The organism is Actinokineospora inagensis DSM 44258, from assembly GCF_000482865.1.
In the GTDB taxonomy this organism is placed as follows: Bacteria; Actinomycetota; Actinomycetes; order Mycobacteriales; family Pseudonocardiaceae; genus Actinokineospora; species Actinokineospora inagensis.
Window position 1 is genome coordinate 59,133 of the sequence record NZ_AXWW01000042.1, and the last position, 18,916, is coordinate 78,048.

18 protein-coding genes and 1 pseudogene are annotated in these 18,916 nt (G+C 69.2%); 13 read left to right on the plus strand and 6 right to left on the minus strand.

Annotation, left to right across the window (positions count from 1 at the left end; all coding sequences use genetic code 11):
- Window positions 1–215 precede the first annotated feature (215 nt).
- Complete coding sequence (locus tag H504_RS0117110) at window positions 216–1,238, plus strand: fatty acid desaturase family protein (RefSeq protein ID WP_026423766.1); 1,023 nt, start codon at window positions 216–218, stop codon at window positions 1,236–1,238.
- A gap of 6 nt (window positions 1,239–1,244) precedes the next feature.
- Here the strand turns inward: H504_RS0117110 and H504_RS40210 are convergent, their stop codons facing one another.
- The 3 genes from H504_RS40210 to H504_RS0117125 form a co-directional block, all read right to left on the minus strand.
- Entirely contained in the window at window positions 1,245–3,200 is a 1,956-nt protein-coding gene (locus H504_RS40210; RefSeq protein WP_084467824.1) for a glycosyltransferase, read from the minus strand.
- Window positions 3,197–3,832, minus strand: a complete 636-nt coding sequence (locus tag H504_RS35595; protein ID WP_169735415.1) for a DUF998 domain-containing protein — start codon at window positions 3,830–3,832, stop codon at window positions 3,197–3,199. Before H504_RS35595 ends, H504_RS40210 begins: the two co-directional genes overlap by 4 nt.
- Before the next feature lie 70 nt (window positions 3,833–3,902).
- Window positions 3,903–5,090: a COG4705 family protein gene (locus H504_RS0117125; RefSeq protein ID WP_026423767.1), complete on the minus strand. Its 1,188-nt coding sequence runs from the start codon at window positions 5,088–5,090 to the stop codon at window positions 3,903–3,905.
- A gap of 191 nt (window positions 5,091–5,281) precedes the next feature.
- On the opposite strand from H504_RS0117125, the gene H504_RS0117130 reads away from it, so the two are divergent.
- A complete protein-coding gene (locus H504_RS0117130; RefSeq protein ID WP_245614312.1) occupies window positions 5,282–5,929 on the plus strand; it encodes a DedA family protein in 648 nt (215 codons plus the stop codon).
- On the opposite strand, the gene H504_RS35600 is transcribed toward H504_RS0117130, so the two are convergent.
- Window positions 5,924–6,802 (minus strand): COG4705 family protein, encoded by an 879-nt coding sequence (locus tag H504_RS35600; RefSeq protein ID WP_084467830.1) that lies wholly within the window; start codon window positions 6,800–6,802, stop codon window positions 5,924–5,926. The genes H504_RS0117130 and H504_RS35600 overlap by 6 nt on opposite strands.
- A 392-nt stretch (window positions 6,803–7,194) precedes the next feature.
- Here H504_RS35600 and H504_RS0117140 point away from each other — a divergent pair, with 392 nt between their 5' ends.
- From H504_RS0117140 to H504_RS0117160, 4 genes are all read left to right on the plus strand, one after another.
- Window positions 7,195–7,689 carry a hypothetical protein gene (locus H504_RS0117140; RefSeq protein ID WP_026423769.1) on the plus strand — a complete coding sequence of 165 codons (495 nt, stop codon included), beginning with the start codon at window positions 7,195–7,197 and terminating at the stop codon, window positions 7,687–7,689.
- Window positions 7,690–8,133: 444 nt separating this feature from the next.
- The gene (locus tag H504_RS0117150; RefSeq protein WP_157440482.1) at window positions 8,134–8,484 is read left to right on the plus strand and encodes a hypothetical protein; all 351 of its coding nucleotides are present in this window, start codon (window positions 8,134–8,136) and stop codon (window positions 8,482–8,484) included.
- Entirely contained in the window at window positions 8,420–8,701 is a 282-nt protein-coding gene (locus H504_RS42050) for a DddA-like double-stranded DNA deaminase toxin (RefSeq protein ID WP_483756969.1), read from the plus strand. Before H504_RS0117150 ends, H504_RS42050 begins: the two co-directional genes overlap by 65 nt.
- 58 nt (window positions 8,702–8,759) lie before the next feature.
- Window positions 8,760–9,173: an Imm1 family immunity protein gene (locus tag H504_RS0117160; protein ID WP_026423772.1), complete on the plus strand. Its 414-nt coding sequence runs from the start codon at window positions 8,760–8,762 to the stop codon at window positions 9,171–9,173.
- Between the two features lie 482 nt (window positions 9,174–9,655).
- On the opposite strand, the gene H504_RS0117165 is transcribed toward H504_RS0117160, so the two are convergent.
- Window positions 9,656–10,186 (minus strand): helix-turn-helix domain-containing protein, encoded by a 531-nt coding sequence (locus H504_RS0117165; protein ID WP_026423773.1) that lies wholly within the window; start codon window positions 10,184–10,186, stop codon window positions 9,656–9,658.
- A 61-nt stretch (window positions 10,187–10,247) separates the two neighbouring features.
- Here H504_RS0117165 and H504_RS0117170 point away from each other — a divergent pair, with 61 nt between their 5' ends.
- The 7 genes from H504_RS0117170 to H504_RS0117200 all read left to right on the plus strand — a co-directional run bounded on the left by H504_RS0117170 (window position 10,248) and on the right by H504_RS0117200 (window position 17,775).
- Entirely contained in the window at window positions 10,248–11,576 is a 1,329-nt protein-coding gene (locus tag H504_RS0117170) for an erythromycin esterase family protein (protein WP_026423774.1), read from the plus strand.
- Between the two features lie 103 nt (window positions 11,577–11,679).
- Entirely contained in the window at window positions 11,680–12,801 is a 1,122-nt protein-coding gene (locus H504_RS0117175; RefSeq protein ID WP_026423775.1) for a Gfo/Idh/MocA family protein, read from the plus strand.
- Window positions 12,798–14,255, plus strand: a complete 1,458-nt coding sequence (locus tag H504_RS0117180; protein ID WP_051385967.1) for a TldD/PmbA family protein — start codon at window positions 12,798–12,800, stop codon at window positions 14,253–14,255. The genes H504_RS0117175 and H504_RS0117180 overlap by 4 nt, the downstream gene beginning before the upstream one ends.
- Window positions 14,255–15,565, plus strand: a complete 1,311-nt coding sequence (locus tag H504_RS0117185; protein ID WP_026423777.1) for a TldD/PmbA family protein — start codon at window positions 14,255–14,257, stop codon at window positions 15,563–15,565. Before H504_RS0117180 ends, H504_RS0117185 begins: the two co-directional genes overlap by 1 nt.
- Before the next feature lie 35 nt (window positions 15,566–15,600).
- On the plus strand, window positions 15,601–16,368 hold the full coding sequence (locus tag H504_RS0117190; RefSeq protein WP_281173637.1) for a DUF4438 family protein: 768 nt from the start codon (window positions 15,601–15,603) through the stop codon (window positions 16,366–16,368).
- Window positions 16,365–17,147: a DUF4438 family protein gene (locus tag H504_RS0117195; protein ID WP_026423779.1), complete on the plus strand. Its 783-nt coding sequence runs from the start codon at window positions 16,365–16,367 to the stop codon at window positions 17,145–17,147. The genes H504_RS0117190 and H504_RS0117195 overlap by 4 nt, the downstream gene beginning before the upstream one ends.
- Window positions 17,140–17,775: a GntR family transcriptional regulator gene (locus tag H504_RS0117200; RefSeq protein WP_026423780.1), complete on the plus strand. Its 636-nt coding sequence runs from the start codon at window positions 17,140–17,142 to the stop codon at window positions 17,773–17,775. Before H504_RS0117195 ends, H504_RS0117200 begins: the two co-directional genes overlap by 8 nt.
- Window positions 17,776–18,535: 760 nt before the next feature.
- On the opposite strand, the pseudogene H504_RS0117205 reads toward H504_RS0117200, so the two are convergent.
- Window positions 18,536–18,916: pseudogene (locus H504_RS0117205) on the minus strand (XRE family transcriptional regulator); the annotation flags it as partial.

Consider the following 18,916-nt stretch of genomic DNA (forward strand, 5'->3'; position numbering starts at 1 on the left):
CTCCCGAGCCGTCCGGCCGTCACCGCGCGGTCGGTCGGTTGTCTCTTTCCGACGTGTACCGTTGCGCTCAGCAGGTTCGCGTGCTTGGTGTGCCTGACGCCGAAGCCACGAGTCTTCGTCGTACCCGGGCGGCATCCCCCACTCGACGCCAAGACGACCAGGCACCAGGAGTTCGCCATGTCCCGCACGCGCTCACAGTCCCACCAGGTTCGCCGATGAACGTCGAGGTCGACGCGACCAGCGTCTACAGCCGTCTGCTCGCCGAGGTCCGCGACGCCGATCTGCTGCGCCGCAGACACGGGTACTACGCGGTCAAGATCACCGCGAACCTGGTCGTGTTCGCCGGGGCGTGGGTGGTGTTCGCCTTCCTCGGCGACACGTGGTGGCAGTTGCTGGTCGCGGCCCTGCTCGCCGTGGTGTTCGCCCAAATGGCGTTCGTCGGCCACGACGCCGGGCACAAGCAGATCTTCCGCACCCGCCGCCCCAACGACGCGGTCGGCATCGCGCACGGTGGTCTGGTCGGGATGAGCTACCAGTGGTGGGTCGACGGGCACAACCGGCACCACGCCAACCCCAACCACGAGGAGCACGACCCCGACCTCGACATCGCGGCGCTGGCCTTCACCAGCGGCCAAGCGGGGGCGAAGCACGGGTTCCTCCGCTGGATGGCCAAGCACCAGGCTTTCCTGTTCTTCCCGCTGCTCACGCTCGAAGGGCTCAACCTGCACATCTCGGGGATCAGGGCGACGTGGCACGGTGAGACCAAGATGCGCAGGGTGGAAGGCGCGCTGCTGACCGCCCACGTCGTCGGCTACCTCACCGCGGTGTTCCTGGTGCTCTCACCGGGGGTCGCGGTGGTGTTCGTCGTGGTGCACCAGGCGCTGTGGGGTCTCTACATGGGCAGCGTGTTCGCCCCGAACCACAAGGGCATGCCCACCATGGCCGGGCCGCCCCTCGACTTCCTGCGCCGCCAGGTGCTGACCTCGCGCAACATCCGCGGCGGCTGGTTCACCGATTTCCTCCTCGGCGGGTTGAACTACCAGATCGAGCACCACCTGTTCCCCAACATGCCCCGCCCACACCTGCGCCACGCCCAGCCGATCGTGCAACGCTTCTGCGCCAACCACGACATCCCCTATGTCCAAACGGGACTGTTCGGGTCGTACCGCCAGGTCCTCGAGCACCTGCACCAACTCGGCGCACCGCTTCGAGCCGCCGACCGCCTCCAGCGAGTCTGACCGGCTTCACCGGCGGCCGCCGGGTGCCAAGTGGACAGTGGGTGTGACCGCGCTCTGGACCAGGCCCCGGTAAACCGCCTGGAACTCGTCGAGTGTGGTGGCGAGGTCATGGCGAGTGATCAGGGCGCGCCCCGCAGCACCGAGGGTGCGGCGGCGGGCCGGGTTGTCGGCCAGTTCCGCCAGTGCGGCGGCGAGCATGATGTGGTCGCCGGGCGGGAACAGGAATCCGGTTTCCCCGGGGCGCACCAGGTGCGGCAACGCCACCGCGTCCGCGGCCAGTACCGGGAGCCCGGCCGCCATCGCCTCCATGGTGGCGATGCTCTGCAACTCCGCGGTTCCGGGCATGACGAACGCGTCCACCCGGTGCAGCACGCCGACCAAGTCCTCGTCCGACCGGAAACCGTGGAACACCACCCGGTCCGCCACGCCGAGTTCGACGGCCAGGTCTGCCAGGGATTCCCGGCAGGTTCCGATGCCGACCAGTTCGGCCCGCACCTCGGGGACGTGCGGCAGCGCGCGCAGCAGGACGTCGATGTTTTTCTCCGCGTCCAACCGCCCGACGAAGGCCACGATGAGCGGGCCTCGACCGCGTTCGGACGAACTCCCGGCGAAGCGGCTCAGATCGATGCCGCACGAGATGGCGCGGGCGGTCAGGCCGCGATGGTGCAACAGGGCCGCCGCAGTCGGGGTAGGAGCGGTGATCACGGAGGCGCGGCCGAAGATCCGGCGCAGGTCGAGGTAGGCCAGGCGGGCGAGTCCGCGGTGCAGGAAGCGCGGGATCGGGCTGTAGCCGAACAGGTTCTCCGGCATGAAGTGGTTGGTGGCCACCACCGGGACACCGCGCCGGGTCGCGGCGCCCAGGGTCGTGCGGCCCACCCCGAAGTGGGCTTGGACGTGCACGACGTCCGGGTCCAGCCGGTCCAGCAGTGGCGCCACCTCCCGGGATGCCCGCCACGGCAGGCAGATCCGGAACGTCGGGTGGAACGGCGTGCGCCACGAACTGATCCGGTGCACGGTCACCCCGGCGACGACCGAGGTCCCCGGGCGGCCGTCCGGGGACGGGCAGACCACGTGGACGTCGAGCCCACGTCCGGCCAGGCCACGGGCGAGGCGGTCGGCGAAGTTCGCGGCCCCGTTGACGTCCGGCGGGAACGTGTCCGCGGCGATGAGAACCGTGCGCGGCTCACCACGGTGCGCCCGCACCTTGGCGTCCTGGTCGCGGGCGAGCAGCACCACACCGACGATCGCCACCGCCGCGCACACCAACTGCAGCGGTGAGACCGCGCCGATCTCGCCGTAGACGCCCGCGCCGACAGCCACCGCCGTGAGCGGGTCCAGCACCGTCAACGCGCCGATGACCACCGCGGCCCGTCCCGACGCGTACGCCTGGTGCGCCAACCACGCCCCAATACCGATCAGGGCTGCCGACTCCACAGCGGGAAACGGCGAACCGCTCGCCAGCGCCGCCTTGACCAACGCCGACCCGAGTCCATACGCGACCGCCGCCGCGCAGGCCAAGACCAGGCAACGAGCGCGCCCCTCGAAACACCACCCCACCAACGCCATGGCCGCGACCAACACCACCCCGCCTTGGACCAGGGCGAGATCCGGAGCGGACGCGATCGGGTTGGCCGCGGTCGCCACCGTCACGACGAACCCGGCCGTGCCAACGCAAACCACCGTGGCGGCGATCCGACCGCGACCGGTCACCAACGCGGTCACGGCCAAGCCGATCACGCCGACCGGCTGCACCACCGAGAGCGGGGCCAGCGACAGCGACAGCACGTGCAACCCGGTGCCGGTCAGCGCCAACACACCGCCGAGCAACCAGTCCGGCGCGCGGAGCAGGGCGCCGAGGCGGACGCCCAGCGCCCGTACACCGCGGTGTTGCAAGTGGACAGCGGCCGCGAAGCAGCAGGCGGCGAGCGCGGCCAGCGCGACAGCGCACAGAACAGCGGTCATCGGGACGTTCCTGTCGTCTCGGCAACGGGTTGCGGGTGCGTTGAGCGGGTGGTCGGGGCGACCGTCGCCACCACGAGCAGCAGGGCGACCTCGGCGCCGAGCGCGGCGCGTTCCAGTAGCCCCTGCAACCGCTCCAACGCGATAGGCCCGACCTGGCTGATCGCGAACACCGCCGCCATGGCCAAGGTCAGCGCGGCCAGCGAGCGGAGCGTGGACGCCTTCGCCGACGCGGGGGCCAGCAGCCAAGCGGCGACGGGCATCGCGGTCAGCAGGACCGCCCCGGCCGCCCGGTGGATCTCACCGGTGAGCAGGTGCTCACCGACCTCCGGGTTGGTCCGGAAGACCGCGCACCCCACGGCGGCAGCCGCCCACACCGCCACCAGCACCCTCGTCGCGCGGCGGTGCGGCATGGACGCGACGGCCGCCACACCGCCCGCGGCGAGCAGGAGCACGGCGGCGATGAACGCGGGGGCCGCCCACCCGTGGTAGGCGTAGTCGCTGATCACCTCGGTGACGGGATCGACACCGGGCCACGTCGCCGTGCTCAGCGACACCACGAGCGCGGAGCTGACGCACAGCGCGATCACGGCCACGGTCGCCGCTCGCGGGCGGGCGGCGGGTTGTTCGGTCACGGCGCCCAAGGTGGCGGTGGCTGATGAGAGCACCGTGAGAATCGGCCGGGAATCGCGTAAGGAAGCCATCTCAGCCGAGCGCGGTGAGCAAAGCCTGGAGTGCGGTCTTCTCGGCGGCCGGGTCGGGGTTGGTGGCCCGGAGGTCGGTCAGCACGGTGTCGATCTTGTCGTCGAGGTCGGTCCAGACGCCCGGGTCGCGGGGTTTGAGGCGAGCTTGGGCCTGGTCCCAGGCGGTCTCCAGGTCGTCGACCCGGGAAGTGGCACCGGACTGGTCGCCGGAGTTCAGGCGGTCGAGGGTGTCCCGGGTGATGGTGCGGAACGAGGAGAGGTCACCCAGGCGGGCGGACGGCGGCGCGCCGGGGGCCGTGGGCACGGTGTCGTGTTGGAGTGCCGAGGTGCGCAGGTAGTAGCCGGTCACGCTGAGGGCGAGCACGATGACGACCACGGCCACCGTCTGCCGGAGTCCGCCGCGGGTCTCGGTTTCCGCGGCGGACGGGTTCCGGTCGACCTTGGTGACCGACAGCAGGACCACGACCCCCACGATGCCCGCGCCGAAGACCGCGCTGGTCACGGTCGCCCCGAGACCGAGGCCGCCCTGGTCGGCAGGCTGGGACAGGTAGTCGCCGAGGGAGGCGCCGAGCGGGCGGGTCAGCACGTAGGCGAACCAGAACGCCAGCACCGGGTGCAGCCCCACCCGCCAGGCGACCGCGATGACGGCGATGAGACCGGCCACGATCAGACCGGCCGCCAGGTAGCCCAGGCCCAGGACCTCCGCCATCAGGTCACCGGTGGCGGTGCCGAGGGCGAAGGTGAACAGGATCGCCAGCCAGTAGAACGCCTCCCGCCGCCGGGTGCGGATCGAGTGGATCGACAGCGTCCGCTCGGCCGCGTACCAGGCCACGAACGTGGCGGCGAGCAGCACGGCGAAGATCACCGTGCTGGTTTCCAACGGCACGCCGAGTTGGTCGGTCAGGTTGTCGGTGACCAGGGTGCCGAAGACGCTGACCAGGGCCACGGTCAGCCAGTAGAGCGCCGGGAGGTACCGGTCGGCCCGGAACTGGAACGCCAGCACGACCAGGAGCAGGACGCCGGTGGCGACCGAGGTGCCGCCGAGGCCGAATCCCAGGTTCACGTTCAGGAAGTCCGCTGCCGACTCCCCCACTGTCGTGCACAGCACCTTGATGACCCAGAAATAGGCGGTGACTTCCGGGACCTTGCTGAGCAACAGGCGCTTGCGGTCTTGGTACTCGGTATTCATGGGTCACCCTCTGATGTGGACGGCGGTCCCGACGAACATTAGGCAGGGTCGGGCCAGCGCGGTGCCAGCCGAAGGTGAGGCCCCGGTTAACGACGCCGTTTTCGCTCTAGTTCACCCGAAAGTGAGCGGTGTGTTTTGCCGTCCGCTAACCCGGCGCTCTCCGGGCGCGCACCTGGCGCACCGTAGCGTCGATGGCGACCGCGACCCGACGAACGGGAGACCCGCCCATGTCCGTGCTCGACCCGCACTCCCTGCTCGGTGCCTTCGGCACCCTGGGCGTCTTCCTGGTCATGTTCGCCGAGACCGGCCTGCTGATCGGCTTCTTCCTGCCCGGCGACTCACTCCTGTTCACCGCCGGGGTCCTCGCCGCGACCTCGGCCACCTCCCCCGTCCACCTGCCGCTGCCGCAGACAATGGTCGCGGCGGCGGCAGGGGCCATCCTGGGCGCGCACGTCGGCTACCTGATCGGCCGCCGGGGCGGGACGGCGCTGCTGGAACGGTCCCGCAACCGGCACCTGCACAACGGGGTGGCCCACAGCAAGCGGGTGCTGGCGAACTACGGGCACGGCAAGGCGATCGTGCTCGCCCGGTTCATCCCGGTGGTGCGCACCGTGCTCAACCCGCTGGCCGGGCTCACCGGGGTACCGATCCGCGAGTTCACCATCTGGCAGGTGACCGGTGGTCTCTTGTGGACGGTTGGCGTGACGACCGCGGGCTACGCCCTCGGCGCGTCGATCCCCAACGTGGACACCTACCTGCTGCCCATCATCGCCGCGATCGTGGTCGGGTCACTGGTTCCCGTTGTCCTGCAAGTGGTGCGCTCCCGCAGCCGCTCATGACCTTTGTGGACCGGGCGTCTCCGTGGTCTCGTGGCCGCCGTGTTCCGGCAGGACGCCCGCCTGGTCGAGTTCGGCGTGCCTGGTGCCCGCCATCCCGACGACGAGGTTCTCGGCGGCGTCGAGGTGCGCGGACTCGGCGATCGACGCTCGGGCGCGTTGCCGGTAGCTGAAGATGATCAGCCCGACGAGCAGGGCGAGCAGCACGATCGACGAACTGTAGGTGCCGTAGCCGAGACCGCCCTTCTCCGGCGGCTTGCTGAACAGGTCACCCGCGGTGGCGCCCAGCGGGCGGGTCAGCACGAACGCGATCCAGAACAGCAGGACGTTGGAAATCGGGGTGTACTTCATCGCGAACGCCAACCCGGCGATCAGGCCCGCCACCAGCAACGCGCTGCCGCCGTAGCCAAGGCCGGAGGTGTCGGAGAGGAAGTCGCCGGACGCGGTGCCCAGGGTGTTCGAGATCAGGATGGCGATCCAGTAGAGCAGTTCCGCGCCGAACGTGTTGATGTCGACCACGTTGAACGAATGCCCACTGACCTTCCACACCGCGAACACGATCAGCAACGCCGTCACCAGCACGGCCGCGCCGAGGGCGTAACCCAGGTCCAGGGTGCGGTCCATGAAGTCCGACAGCGTGGTGCCCGCCATGCTGGTGGACAGGATCACCGTCCAGTACAGCACCGGCTGGAACGACCGCACGCTGAGCTGCCACACCAGGGTGCAGACGAAGATGCCGATCAGCACCAGGAAACTCGTCAGATACCCCACGTTGAGCGTCTGGGCGATCAGGTCACCACCGGTCTCACCCAATGTCGTGGCGGCGATTTTCAGAATCCAGAAGACCAAGGTGATCTGGGGAAGTTTCGTCGACATGGCGGCCATTCCTCTCGGTCCCATCTCTTGGTCGTCGGTGTCCCGTTCGTCAGGTCAGCGCAATACTGGTGGCCACTCGATCCCGGTACAAGATCGTGAATTTCCCAGCTTCTCGACATTCGCCCAAACCGACCAATCACGACATCCGTGTGCATACTCCCACACGGGCGACCGTCGAGCATCTCGACAACCGAGGATGGCAATTCCCTTTCATTTCGCGTGGCCGCCCACGCGAGAATACGTCACCTGACGTCAAATGCGGCGTGCGCCCAGGTTCACCCGGAGAACGGTTTCCGTCACCCGGTGAGCGCATTGACCGACCACCAAGCCGCCCGTTACTTTGGCGATCAAAGAGTCCTTTCGCTCGCCGTCCCCGAATGCCGAGGATCCTCATGAGAAGAACACCGCGCCGAGCAATCGCCGTACTCGCAGCCGGCGCCGCGGCCCTCCTGCTCACACCCACTTCCGCTGCGGCACAGGGAATCGCCGACGTCAAGCTCGCCGCACACGCACCCGCAGCGACAGCCCAAGGCCTGACGGCCAACGACAAGACCACCGTGACCAACGGTTTTTGGTCCTGCACCCTGTCCGCCAGCGCACCCTTCCGCTGGTCCGGCGGAACCGGCGGCGGCGAACAGGGCTTCGGCAACCTCGAATGCAAGCAGGTAATGCCCGAGATCTACCTCCTCGCAGGCCTCTACCGCAACGGCCAAATCGTCGCCACCGCCGACAGCGACAAGTACAACACCATCCTCACCAACGCCGGCCCCTCCAAGTCGCCCCACGTCTCCGCGGACTACTCCGTCGGCACCGTAGCCGCCGTCCAGTGGCCAGACGGCTCAATCACCCAGATCCCCCAGGTCAACAGCGCGACCCTCCGCTTCTGACCACACCCCCACAACAGCGCCATGACGGGCTGGCCAGAGGGACCCCATCCCGTGGTCAGCTCACGATCGACCACGTCGAACCACCAGTAGGGCTGAAGTGCCGGAAGGTTCTCGGATGGTGGCACCCTGGCGTGTTGCTGGGCACTCCGGCCGAGCGCATGATCATCGTCATGGTGGGTGGGCTGAGTGGTCGGCGGAGAATCGAAGAACAGGCGACGACGATGCGGTCATTGGTCGCCGCAGCGCCGGGGAATTGGCTGGACCGAGTGGATATCGAGGTTGCCGGGGTCCACGCGCGGGTGACAGTCATCCTGGGCGAGGTGGGCAATGCCCGGGAATCGACCAGTTGGTGGGCGAGATCAGGGCAATGGTGGTCGAGGCGCGGGCGGCGCTGACCCGGTTCGCCGACCGGGTTACCGAACACGCCGATCATCAGGTGCTCGGATGAGCAGTACCGAGGAGCTCGCATTGCCGCTACGGGTGGTCGCAGATGCCGTGCCGGTTGGACCGGCACGGCATGGGATCAACGGGGTCGAGGCGATGTTGATCGCGGTCTTGGACCTGTCCGATCACCCCGACCTGGTCATCGGTGCCCGGACGACCTTGTCCGCCGCGGAGATGGTCCTGGCGAGGGTGGTCGAGCTGCGGGACGCGATCCTGGCCGAGGCCGACCGTCAACTGGGTCCACCGACCACGCGCTCGACCACGCGCCACCCGAGCGCAGGATCGCTTGTCGCCGCTGACGGGGCCCGAGTCCGGGTCAAGGCGAGCCGATCCGGTGGTGTCCGGCTATGACGATCAGTGGTCGGTTCAAGCGGAGAAGGCTCTTGTCGCCGCCGGGATCAAACGGCGCAATGCCCACTTCCTCTCCGCTCACGTCGAAGTCCGGGTGGCGGCGATGATGATCGCCACTGGCCGGAAGGAGATGGTGGTGACCATCATCATCAGCCGTGCCCGGACAACGGTCCCTACCTCGGATGCGAGGCGGCGCTGCCGCAGGGCTATACGTTGACCGTGTACGGAACCAGCCCAGACGGTCGCCCGATCACCCTACGCGTCGAAGGACAGGCGTGACCACCACCCCTGCCGCGTACATCCTTGGCGACCTTCACGGCGATCCTGGTCTCGTCCTCGACACCTTGCGGGCGCACGCCGTGGCCCAGGCGGCGAGCGGTAGTCCGGATGGCATGGTGTGGTGGATTGACGACACTGGCCCCGATCACGATCGGTGCCTCATCGTCGGCGTTCGCGGTACCTGCGGCGTCTTGGTTTGGGACGACCACGATTCCGGCACCTACATCCCGGCAGATGGCACCAATACGACCACCGTCGACTACTACACCGCCACTGGCGAGCACTATCCGCAGCAACCGGGCCGGGAACTGGCTCTCGACCGCGTCCTGGCGGCGGTCGCCGAGTTCGTCAGCACCGGTCGACAACCCACCAGTGTCGAATGGGTGGCCGACACCCGACCACGAGCCTGAGCCGCACAGGCCACGCCTGGTGGTTGCGGGTTTCTGCCCCGTCGGCAGCTCTGAGGGCGTCGAACCGCCCACGTGGTGCCGTAACCCGTACGCGTATCTGTTGGTGTCTTGGAGTTGCGACGAGGAGGGTTTGGATGGCAGGCCGTGGGGTGCGTCTTGTGGGGTTGCTGATCGCGACCGTAGGGGCGGTTGGCGTGGCGGGGGTGGCGACGGGGGTTGCGCAGGCGACGGTGGTGTTGAATCGGGTTTCGCCTGCGTATCCGGATTTGGCGAATTGTACGGCTGTTAGGGATTCCTTCAGCACTTATCCGGATGTTGCGGCGGCGACCGCGTGTTTCTACTCTGCCACCGAACCGCAGTCGGGGGCTCAGTTCCCGGGGTACTACTTCCGGTACGCGCTTTCGGGGGATGGGGCTTGCGGGATTGGTTGTCACACGCCGCCGCCTCCGCCGCGGATTCACCCGGATCCGGTGTGACCGAGGTCAGTCGTCGTCGGTGGGGAAGAAGATTGTGCTGAGGAGGTGGGGGCGGCGGTCGGGGGTGGGGGGGTTGGTGGCCCGGGTGGCGATGACGCGGTGGAGGTCGGCGGTCATGGCGGCGAGTTCGTCCGGGGTCAGCCAGAAAGTGCTTTGGCGGTAGCTGACCGAGTCGGCGAACGGGCTCACGCCGGGGCGGGTGAGGTAGGCGTTGAACTCGGCGAGGAGGGCGGCCATGGCGGCTGCGAAGGCGTGCCGGTGGTCGTCGAGGGACATGGTGGCGCCCGCGGTAGCGTCGATGTGGGCGCGGGCGCGGTGGAGGCGGTAGTGGCGTTCGACGACGCCGCGGACGCGGTGTTCGGCGACGACCTCCAGGACGCCCGCGTCGGCGAGTAGGGCGACGTGGCGGTAGATGGTGGTCCGGGGGACGTCGGGCAGGCTCGCGCACAGGTCGGCCGTGGTGCGGGTTCGGCCGCCGGACATGGCCCACACGACGCGCAGTCGGATGGGGTGCAGCAGCAGGTCGAGGATGTCCACGCACGAATGATCTCACACGTGGTACTGTTCCCAAAGTTGGGACCATACGTGAGGGGCTCTGATGACGACGGACATCTCGACGGAAGCGCGGTTGACCGACGCGGCAGTACGGCCGTTGCGGACGCTGGAACCGGACGCGCCGCTGGACGACCTTGACTGGCTCGACGACGCGATCGGCGACGCGCGGGTGGTGGCCATCGGCGAGAGCGCGCACTACAACGCCGAGTCCTACCAGCTACGACACCGCCTGCTGCGCTACCTGGTCGAGCGGCACGGGTTCGGCGCGTACGCGTTGGAGAACGGGTTCACCGAAGGGTGGGGCACCGACGCCTGGGTCCGCGGCGCCTCACCCGTTGGCGACCTCGGCGGGCTGCTGGGCAACGGCATGACGTCGTTGATGCTGATGTGGACACCGATGCGCGCGCACCTGGAGTGGATGCGTCTGCACAACGACACCGCCGCGCGACCGGTCGGCTTCTACGGCATCGACCTGGGTGGTTCCAACGTCTCCCTGTTACCCGGCCTGGACGCGGTGATCACCTACCTCGCCGAAGCCGATCCCGAGTTCACAGTGGACACTCGGCTGCGGGAGACCGCCGCGGCTTTCGCGCCACTGTCACCGTTTTCCGCACCCGCCGCCATCGCCGCGTACAACGACTTGACGCCCGAGGTCCGGGACTCGCTCACCGCGGGCCTGGCCGATCTCGTCGCGCGCGTGGTCGGACGGCGGCTGGACTACCAGCGGAGCACCACCGTCGACGCCTACGAGCGCGCCCTGCGATCCCTGCGGTCGGTCCGCGTCCTGGACAGCGCGGTCCGGGCGATGGCCCGCCGGGACATGGCGACCATGATGGGCAGCCGCGACGCCGCGATGGCCGACACGGTCGAGTGGATCTTGGGTCGGGAGGAGCGGATCGTGCTGGCCGCGCACAACGGGCACATCCAGCGCTGGCCGGGGACGCTGCCCGGCATGCCGCCGATGACGCCGATGGGGATGCACCTGGCCGAACGCCTTGGCGACGACTACCGGGTCATCGGCACCACCACCGGAACAGGCCAAACCCTCACCACCGGCGCGGACTTCTTCAGCGGCTCGATCTTCTCCGAGCAGGAGGCGCCCGAGGCCGGTTCGCTGGACGCGCTCATGGCCGCCGGCCACGACGGCCCGTTCGCGGTCGACCTCAGGCGCCTCTCGCCCGCCGACACCGCCACCGTCGGCGCCGGCACGCGCCAGCGGTACGGCTCCTTCTACGCCGACCTCGACCCGCTCGCCGCGTACGACGTCATCGTCCACCTCCCGCACGTCACCGGGGCGGAGCCCGACGCGGACGCCCTCACCCATTCGCCCGATGACGTCCGGAAAGCGTTCTCCCGCTGGGTGCGGTCGTGACCGCCTCACCACCCGCCCAGTTGTGACCCAGGTCACCGGAATGCACGTTGTCGACAATCGACAATCGACCTACGGTGAGGGTCTGCCGAGCGGAGGGTGTGCCATGGACGGGCTTCGGGTGGCTGTGGTCGGGGCCGGGCGGTGGGCTCAGTGGGCCCACCTGCCCGGGTGGACGCGGGACGACCGGGTTGAGGTGGTGGCGCTGGTCGACACCGACCGGCGGGTGGCCGACGAGGCCGCGGCGAGGTTCGGGGTGCGGCGGACCGCGACCGACTACCGGGAGGTGGTGGCCGACCCTTCGATCGACGTGATCGATGTGGCGACGGCGAACTCGGCGCACTACGAGGTGTCGGCGGCGGCCATCGAGGCGGGCAAGCACGTGCTGTGCGAGAAACCCGTGCACCGGGACTACCGGCGAACCAGGGCACTCGCCGATGCGGCCAAGGCCAAGGGGCTCAAGACCAAGCTGGGATTCACGTTCAGGTACGCGCCCGCGGTGCTGTACGCGAAGAGTTTGATCGACGCGGGGTTCATCGGCAGGCCGTACGTGTTCAACGGGTTCGAGCAGAACAGCCAGTGGATCAATCCGGCCACGCCGATGCGGCAGGTTGACCCGGGGGCTGATCCGGCGGTGATCGCGACGTCGTCGATCGAGGGGTACGGGGCGCCGATCATCGACATCATGCACTGGTGGGCGGGCGCGGGGCTGAGCTCGGTGGTCGGCACGATGCGCAACTTCGTGCCGGAGCGGGTGGTCCAGGCCACCGGGCGCAGGCAGCGGCTCAACATCGACGACGGGGACATGTGGATCTGCGAGTTCGACAACGACGTGATCGCGTCGATCCAGTCCTCGTACGTCACGGTGGGGAACCTGCCGGGGATCGAGGCGCGCGTCTACGGGTCGGAAGGCGCGTTGATCGTGCGGCTGGTGGAGGAGTTCGGTCTCTGCCAGACAATTCGGACAGCCACAAAGGACGATGCCGAGTTCGTCGAGCGGGAGATCCCGGCGGAGTTCTTCCCACCGGGTGGTAAATCCACTGAGGACTGGGGTGCGCTGTTCTACGCCAACCTGTGCGCCGACTTCGTCACCGAGATCCTGGACGGGGGTGACACCAACCAGGGGGATTTCGCGCAGGGGGCGTTGGTGCAGGAGACGATCAACGCGTTCGAGGCGTCGTTCCAGCGGCGGGCGTGGGTGGACTTCCCGCTCGGGGACGCGGCATGAGTGCGCACGGGTGGGGCGCGCTGGCCGACGACGGTATCGGCAGCGCGTTGGTGGAGGCGGCGCTGGACGCTGTCGACGGGCGGGCCGAGTACGCCGATGTGCGACTGGTCGAGGCCGAGGAACTGAGGGTGTACCGGCAGTTGGGCGCGGACGTGGACGAGCGCGTCGAACATTCCCTCGGTATCGGGGTTCGCGTGTTGGTCGACGGGGTGTGGGGGTTCGCGGCTCTGCCGTTGGTCGACAGCGTGGACGCCGCGACGGCCGCGCGCCGGGCACACGCGTTGGCGGTGGCGGCGAGGGGTACGTCCAAACCGGTACGGTTACCGGAGTTGGGAGTCCACAGCGGACGGTATGAGACCACCGTCGGACAGGACCCGTTCGCCGTGGGCGAGCAGGCGTTGTTGGCCGAGGCGTTGGACGCGGCGTGCGCGCCGCGCGAGGTGGTGTCGGCGCAGGTGGGGTTCAACGCCAAGCGGCAGTACCGGCATTTCGGCAATTCGGTGGGATCGCGGCAGCACCAGCACTTCCTGGAGACCGGTGTGCTCGTGCTGGTGATGGCCGCCGGGCACGGTGACGTCCAGCGGCGCAGCTACCCGAACTCCTTCCACGGCGACACGGCAGCGGCCGGGTGGGAGTTCGTTGTGGAGCGTGATCTTGTCGGCAACGCGGCCCGGGTGGGCGAAGAGGCGGTGGCGCTGTTGACCGCGCCCGTCGCGCCGTCCAGCACGGCCGACGTGGTACTCGGCAGCCAGCAGATGTCGTTGCAGATCCACGAATCCACCGGGCACGCCCTGGAGCTGGACCGAATCCTGGGTGATGAGGTCAACTTCGCGGGCTCGTCGTTCATCGGCGTCGACGACGTCGGCTCCCTGCGCTACGGCTCCCCCGCCGTCACCATCACCAGCGACCCGACCGTCTTGGGCACCCGCGGCAGCTTCGCGTTCGACGACGAAGGCACCCCCGCCCGCCGAAGCACCTTGGTCGACGCGGGAATCGTGCGCAACACACTATCCACACTGGACTCATCGGCCCGTGCGGGCCTCCCCCTCACCGGCGCCGCGCGCTCGGACGGCTGGGCCTACACACCGGTGTGCTTCGCCACCCACGTCTACCTCGAACCCGGCACCGGGACACTCGACGAGCTGTGCGACCGTCTGGGTGACGGCTACTACGCCGAGGACAACCGGTCGTGGTCCATCGACGAACGCAGGCTGGACTTCCAGTTCGGCACCGAGGTCGCCTACGAGGTGCGCGGCGGCAAACGGGGCAGGCTGCTGAAGAACTTCTCCTACGGCGGAAGTACCCCGCGGTTCTGGGGCTCGGTCGAGGCAGTCGCCGACGATCTGCGGATCTTCGGTTACCCGTGCGGCAAAGGCGAACCCAAGCAGTGGAGCTTCCTCAGCCACGGCGCACCGTCCACATTGGTGCGTGGCCTGCGGATCGGGGTGGCGTGATGGACTTCGCCGCCCCCGTCGACCCCGCCCGCGCCACCGAGCTGCTGGCCTCCGCTGTCCGCAGAGCCGATGCCGACCACGTCGAGGTCGCGCTACTGGCTCGTGCCGGTGAGTACACGCGGTTCGCGGGCGAGCGCGTGCATCAGGCGCAGAACATCACCGAGCAGCAGGTCGTGGTGCGCGCCGTGGTCAACGGACACGCCGCCCGGGTCGCCACCAGCGCGCTCGACCGCGTGCCGGACGCTGTCCGCCGGGCGACGGCGATCGCCCGCGCGGCAGACGACACCGGATCGGCGTGGACGCCACAGCACGACACCACCGACGATCACCTGCTCTGGCACGAGGACACCGCCGCCTTCGACGCGCCCGCGCGGGTAGCGCTCGCCGCGCACGCGATGACCGAGGCCCGTCAAGTGGGCGCCACCGCCGCGGGCATGGTCGGCCGGGCCGTCACACAACTCGCCGTCGCCTCCAGCTCCGGCGCGCTGCGGCACGTGGTCGCGACCGAGGCCACCGGCAGCTTGACGATCAGCGACGGCGATGGTTCCGCGCACTGGGCGAACCTGCACCGGTCCAGCGACGCACTGGGCCTGACCCCGCAGACCGTGCAGGAGGTGGTGGCCCGCGCCGTGCGAACGCGCGGTAGGCAACCACTGCCCCACGGCACGTACACCGTGGTACTCGGCCCCGAGGCCACCGGCGAACTGCTCGGATTCCTGGGCGTACTCGGCTTCGACGGCGGCTTGGCCGACGCGGGTGTCGGCGTGGCCACCGAGCCGGGCAGGCGCGTGGCTTCAGAGCTGGTCACGGTCACCGACGACGCGTCCCACCCGTTCGGCCTACCCATCCCGTTCGACGCCCTGGGCACCACGAAAGCCGTTGTGCCACTGCTGATTGCGGGAAGGGTGGGTGGGCCGGTCACCGACCGAACAGGCCACGCACACGTCGCGCGCGAATCCCTGCCCGCACCGGTCGCGGCGAACGTCGTGATGGCGCCCGGGACGGAGGACGACCTGGTGGCGGGTGTGGCAGACGGTCTCTACATCGAGCGGTTCTGGTACACCAGACTGGTCGACCGGCAGGCGAGCACAATCACCGGGGTCAGCCGAGACGCCTGCTTCCGCATCGTGGACGGCAGACTGGCCGATCCGGTCCGGGGCGCCCGATTCACCCAGTCCGTGTTCGACCTGTTGTCCGCCGTGGATGGAGTGGGCATCGAGCGGCGGGCGCAGCCGATCATGAACGTGTGGAACGGCTCGGTCACCGCGCCCGCGATCCGGGCGCACGGCTTCCGGTTCGGTCCACGGTGATCCCGCGCAGCAATGCCGATCGTCTGCTCACCCAGGTGCTGGTTGGTGAGGTCTGTCCGCCAATGGGTGACCGGTTTGGCTATCGGGTTGACGGGGATGGTCACGCGTTTCTGTTGCCCGGTATGGGTGGCGTCACTCTCGGTGTGCGGGTTGGTGATCCGGCTACCGGGCATGCCGCCGACCATCTCGAACCGGGGCTGTCCGTGTGGCACCCCGATCCCGCCGCCAATCACGCCCTGCAGTATCTGACGTGCGTCGGTAATGAGGTCACCGTCCTCATCGACGGGCGGCCGAAGGGGCGGGTGCTGGGCCAACACGCGTACGTGCTGGTGGATCTCGACGGTGCGGAGAGCGTCGTGCCGGGTGACCGGGTGGCGATCCGGGCTCGTGGGCAGGGGCTGCGGTTGCTGGACCACCCCGATATCACCGTGAAGAACCTCGATCCTGACCTGCTGCTGCGTCTACCGGTGGAGACCTTGCCGGACGGGCGGTTGCGGGTGCGGGTCGCGGCGCGGGTGTCGTCGGCGGCGGTTGGGGCGGGGGCGGGGATGGTGTCGGAGTTTGCCAACACCGACCTGATGGGCGTCACGGACGTGCGGATCGGCGACCTCGTGGTGTTGGAGGATCAGGACCACCGGTTCGGTCGAGGTCACCGCGCCGGGTATGTCGCCGTTGGGGTGATCAGTACTGGGGACTGCAGGTTGTTCGGTCACGGTCCGGGCCCCAGCACCTTGTTCACCGGTCCCGCCGGGGCGTTCGACCTCGTCGACGACGCCACCGCGAACCTGGGAGGCGCCTGGTGAGCACTCTGGTCCGGACCACCCTGCTCGGCGTGGTCGAGACGCCGCGCCTCGGATCGCCGCCGCACCTGGTCGACCGGGACGGCCTGCCGTACATCCCGACCGCGACCGGCGGCGTCGTGCTGGGGCTGCGGCTGGGCGACGGCGTATTCGACTTCGACGCCGACCACGCCGCGCCCGGCGTCACACTGTCGCACCCCGACCCGGCGGCCAACCACGCGCTGACCGCGTACGCCTGCCTGGGCAACGCGGCCGTCGTGCGCACCGGCGACGCGCGCGGGGCCGGTGGCCGGGTGCTGGGCAAGCGTGACGGGCGGGTGATCGCGGTGTTCACCCAGGACGTGCTGGCGCGCATGCTGCCCGGCGACCAGGTCGCCATCCACGCGCACGGCCAGGGCTCGGCGGACTCGCTGAACGTCGATCCCGCCTTGGTCCCGGCTCTGCGCGGGCGGTCGGTGCGTGCCCGGGTGCCGTCGTACCTCGTGGGGAACGGGTTCGGCCGTCCCGCCCACCAGTGGGACCTGGATCTGCAAGTGAGTGCGGCGCACTGGCGGCTGGGCGATCTGGTATGCATTGACGACGTGGATGTCCGGCACAACGCGGGACGCAGGGAGGGGTGGTCGACCGTGGCGGTACTGGTGCACGGCGGCAGCCCGCTGCCCGGCCACGGCCCCGGCGCAATGCCGATCCTGTGCGGACCGACGGCGGAAATGGACGTGCGTGTCGACCCGACCGGCCACGTGGGAGTGACGGCGGACCTGCTGGGGTGCCCCGGTGCCTGACCTGGAACACCTGTCCCTGCCGGACACCGTGCACCGCCTGCTGCGCACCCGCATCCTCAACAACGAACTCCCGTCGGGCACCCGCCTCGTCGAGGCGTCGATCGCGGAGGAGCTGGGGGTCAGCCGAGCCACCGTCCGCTCCGCGCTCGCCAGACTCGCCGGCGAGGGCCTGGTCGACATCAGCCCGCGCAGGCACAGCACCGTAACCCGACTGTCCCATGAGGACATCCAGGACGCCTGCTACGCGCGATATGTGTTGGAGGAAGGCGCAGTGCGGGCCGTCCTCGCGCACGGGACAGCCGAGCTGGTCGACCCCCTCACCGACCTCGTCGACCGGATGGAGCACGCGGCACGAGACCGCGACCTCGCCGCAATGGTCGACCTGGACACGTCCTTCCACGGAACCCTGGTCGCCGCCGCACACAAACCACGCCTGGCGCGGCTGTTCGCAGGCATGGACGCCCAAATGGGCGCGGTGATGCGGTCCTCGCTGGAGGAACAGCACCTGGACCTGGCCGAAATGCCGCGCATGCACCGGGACCTGGTGGACGCACTGGCGGCAGCCGACCCCCCAACCGTCGCATCCACCCTGTACCGACACTACCTGCGCGCGGACTACGTGCTCTGAACGGTGGCCCTGGGGTGCGCTGAACAGCGTGGCCCTTGACATGCGCCGCATCGGGTGGCAGGCAGAGACCCCCCGGGGGCCGGGGGCCCATTCCTGAAGGTAGCGCCAACTGGGACCTGTCAAGAAGGGGAGCGGGATGACTGGGGACAACCTGATGTCCTGTGGACAACGCACCTGCACGCGAGGGCACAGCGCCGCCAGCCAGTAGCCCAGGTCGGGCTTGGGGCGGTTGCGCAGGAGGTATCCGCGTGGCTGTTCCCAGGCGCGCGCGTGGTCCTCGTCGAGGTCGACGCACGGCAGCGGTCTCGTTGGCCAGGGGCACGATCCGGCGGGAGACGCGTTGCCCGAACAAGGCCCCGGCGATCCACCGATGCTGCTCAACCTGCCCCTTGAGCACCAGCCGTTTGATCCAGACGCGGTGGGTCTTCGACACCCGCCTACCCGCCCGCGACGCCGGGTTGGCAGGTCTCCACGGCTTGCCAACGCAGCCAGTGCAGGACACGGCCGCCGGTGATATGCCGTCGGCGAGTTCGGTATAGGCGCGGGCCTGGGGATCGTCGTCGCGGTAGCACAAGATCAACCAGGCGGGGTGAGGGTGTCGAGCCAGACCAACATTGCGGCGCAACTCGTCGGCTGATCTGCACTCGGCACGCAGACCTCAACCCGCCCGGAGCCGCTCTCGCCCGCGCGGACACTCACGTTGGCGAGTGACAGACCGGGGTGACGGGCCACGTGCATGCGCACGGCGGAAATCGCGTCGTCAAGCGAGGCCCATGCGGTGTGCCAACCCCTGCAGGTCGCGGCCGCCTGCGGCTTTGCGGGCTTTTCGCAGCGCGCTGGAGACGATCTCGCGGGCGAATGGGTTGTTCCGGATCTTCTGCGGTGCCAACTGTTCGGCCTGCAACACCGCGGCCAACCCCGTGGACCGGTGCTTGGCCTCGGTCGACAACGCCCGACCCACGTCCAGGTAGAAGGCCGCCTGGCGCGACTTGCTCACGCCGGTGGGCGCCCACCCCTTCGCGACCTCGGCGGCGCGGACGCCGTGGCCCAACTCCACCCCGATGCCCACGTTCCAGATCATCACGTTGGTACGACCGAAGTTCGTCTGCATCCACGGACTCACGTCCGGCTCCAGCCGCCC

What these genes read in the sequence shown, in the direction of transcription:
- H504_RS0117110 (WP_026423766.1), top strand. Translation starts at nt 216, where the DNA reads ATGAACGTCGAGGTCGACGCGACCAGCGTCTACAGCCGTCTGCTCGCC.
- H504_RS40210 (WP_084467824.1), bottom strand. Translation starts at nt 3,200, where the DNA reads ATGACCGCTGTTCTGTGCGCTGTCGCGCTGGCCGCGCTCGCCGCCTGC.
- H504_RS0117125 (WP_026423767.1), bottom strand. Translation starts at nt 5,090, where the DNA reads ATGAATACCGAGTACCAAGACCGCAAGCGCCTGTTGCTCAGCAAGGTC.
- H504_RS0117130 (WP_245614312.1), top strand. Translation starts at nt 5,282, where the DNA reads ATGGCGACCGCGACCCGACGAACGGGAGACCCGCCCATGTCCGTGCTC.
- H504_RS35600 (WP_084467830.1), bottom strand. Translation starts at nt 6,802, where the DNA reads ATGTCGACGAAACTTCCCCAGATCACCTTGGTCTTCTGGATTCTGAAA.
- H504_RS0117140 (WP_026423769.1), top strand. Translation starts at nt 7,195, where the DNA reads ATGAGAAGAACACCGCGCCGAGCAATCGCCGTACTCGCAGCCGGCGCC.
- H504_RS0117150 (WP_157440482.1), top strand. Translation starts at nt 8,134, where the DNA reads ATGAGCAGTACCGAGGAGCTCGCATTGCCGCTACGGGTGGTCGCAGAT.
- H504_RS0117170 (WP_026423774.1), top strand. Translation starts at nt 10,248, where the DNA reads ATGACGACGGACATCTCGACGGAAGCGCGGTTGACCGACGCGGCAGTA.
- H504_RS0117175 (WP_026423775.1), top strand. Translation starts at nt 11,680, where the DNA reads ATGGACGGGCTTCGGGTGGCTGTGGTCGGGGCCGGGCGGTGGGCTCAG.
- H504_RS0117180 (WP_051385967.1), top strand. Translation starts at nt 12,798, where the DNA reads ATGAGTGCGCACGGGTGGGGCGCGCTGGCCGACGACGGTATCGGCAGC.
- H504_RS0117185 (WP_026423777.1), top strand. Translation starts at nt 14,255, where the DNA reads ATGGACTTCGCCGCCCCCGTCGACCCCGCCCGCGCCACCGAGCTGCTG.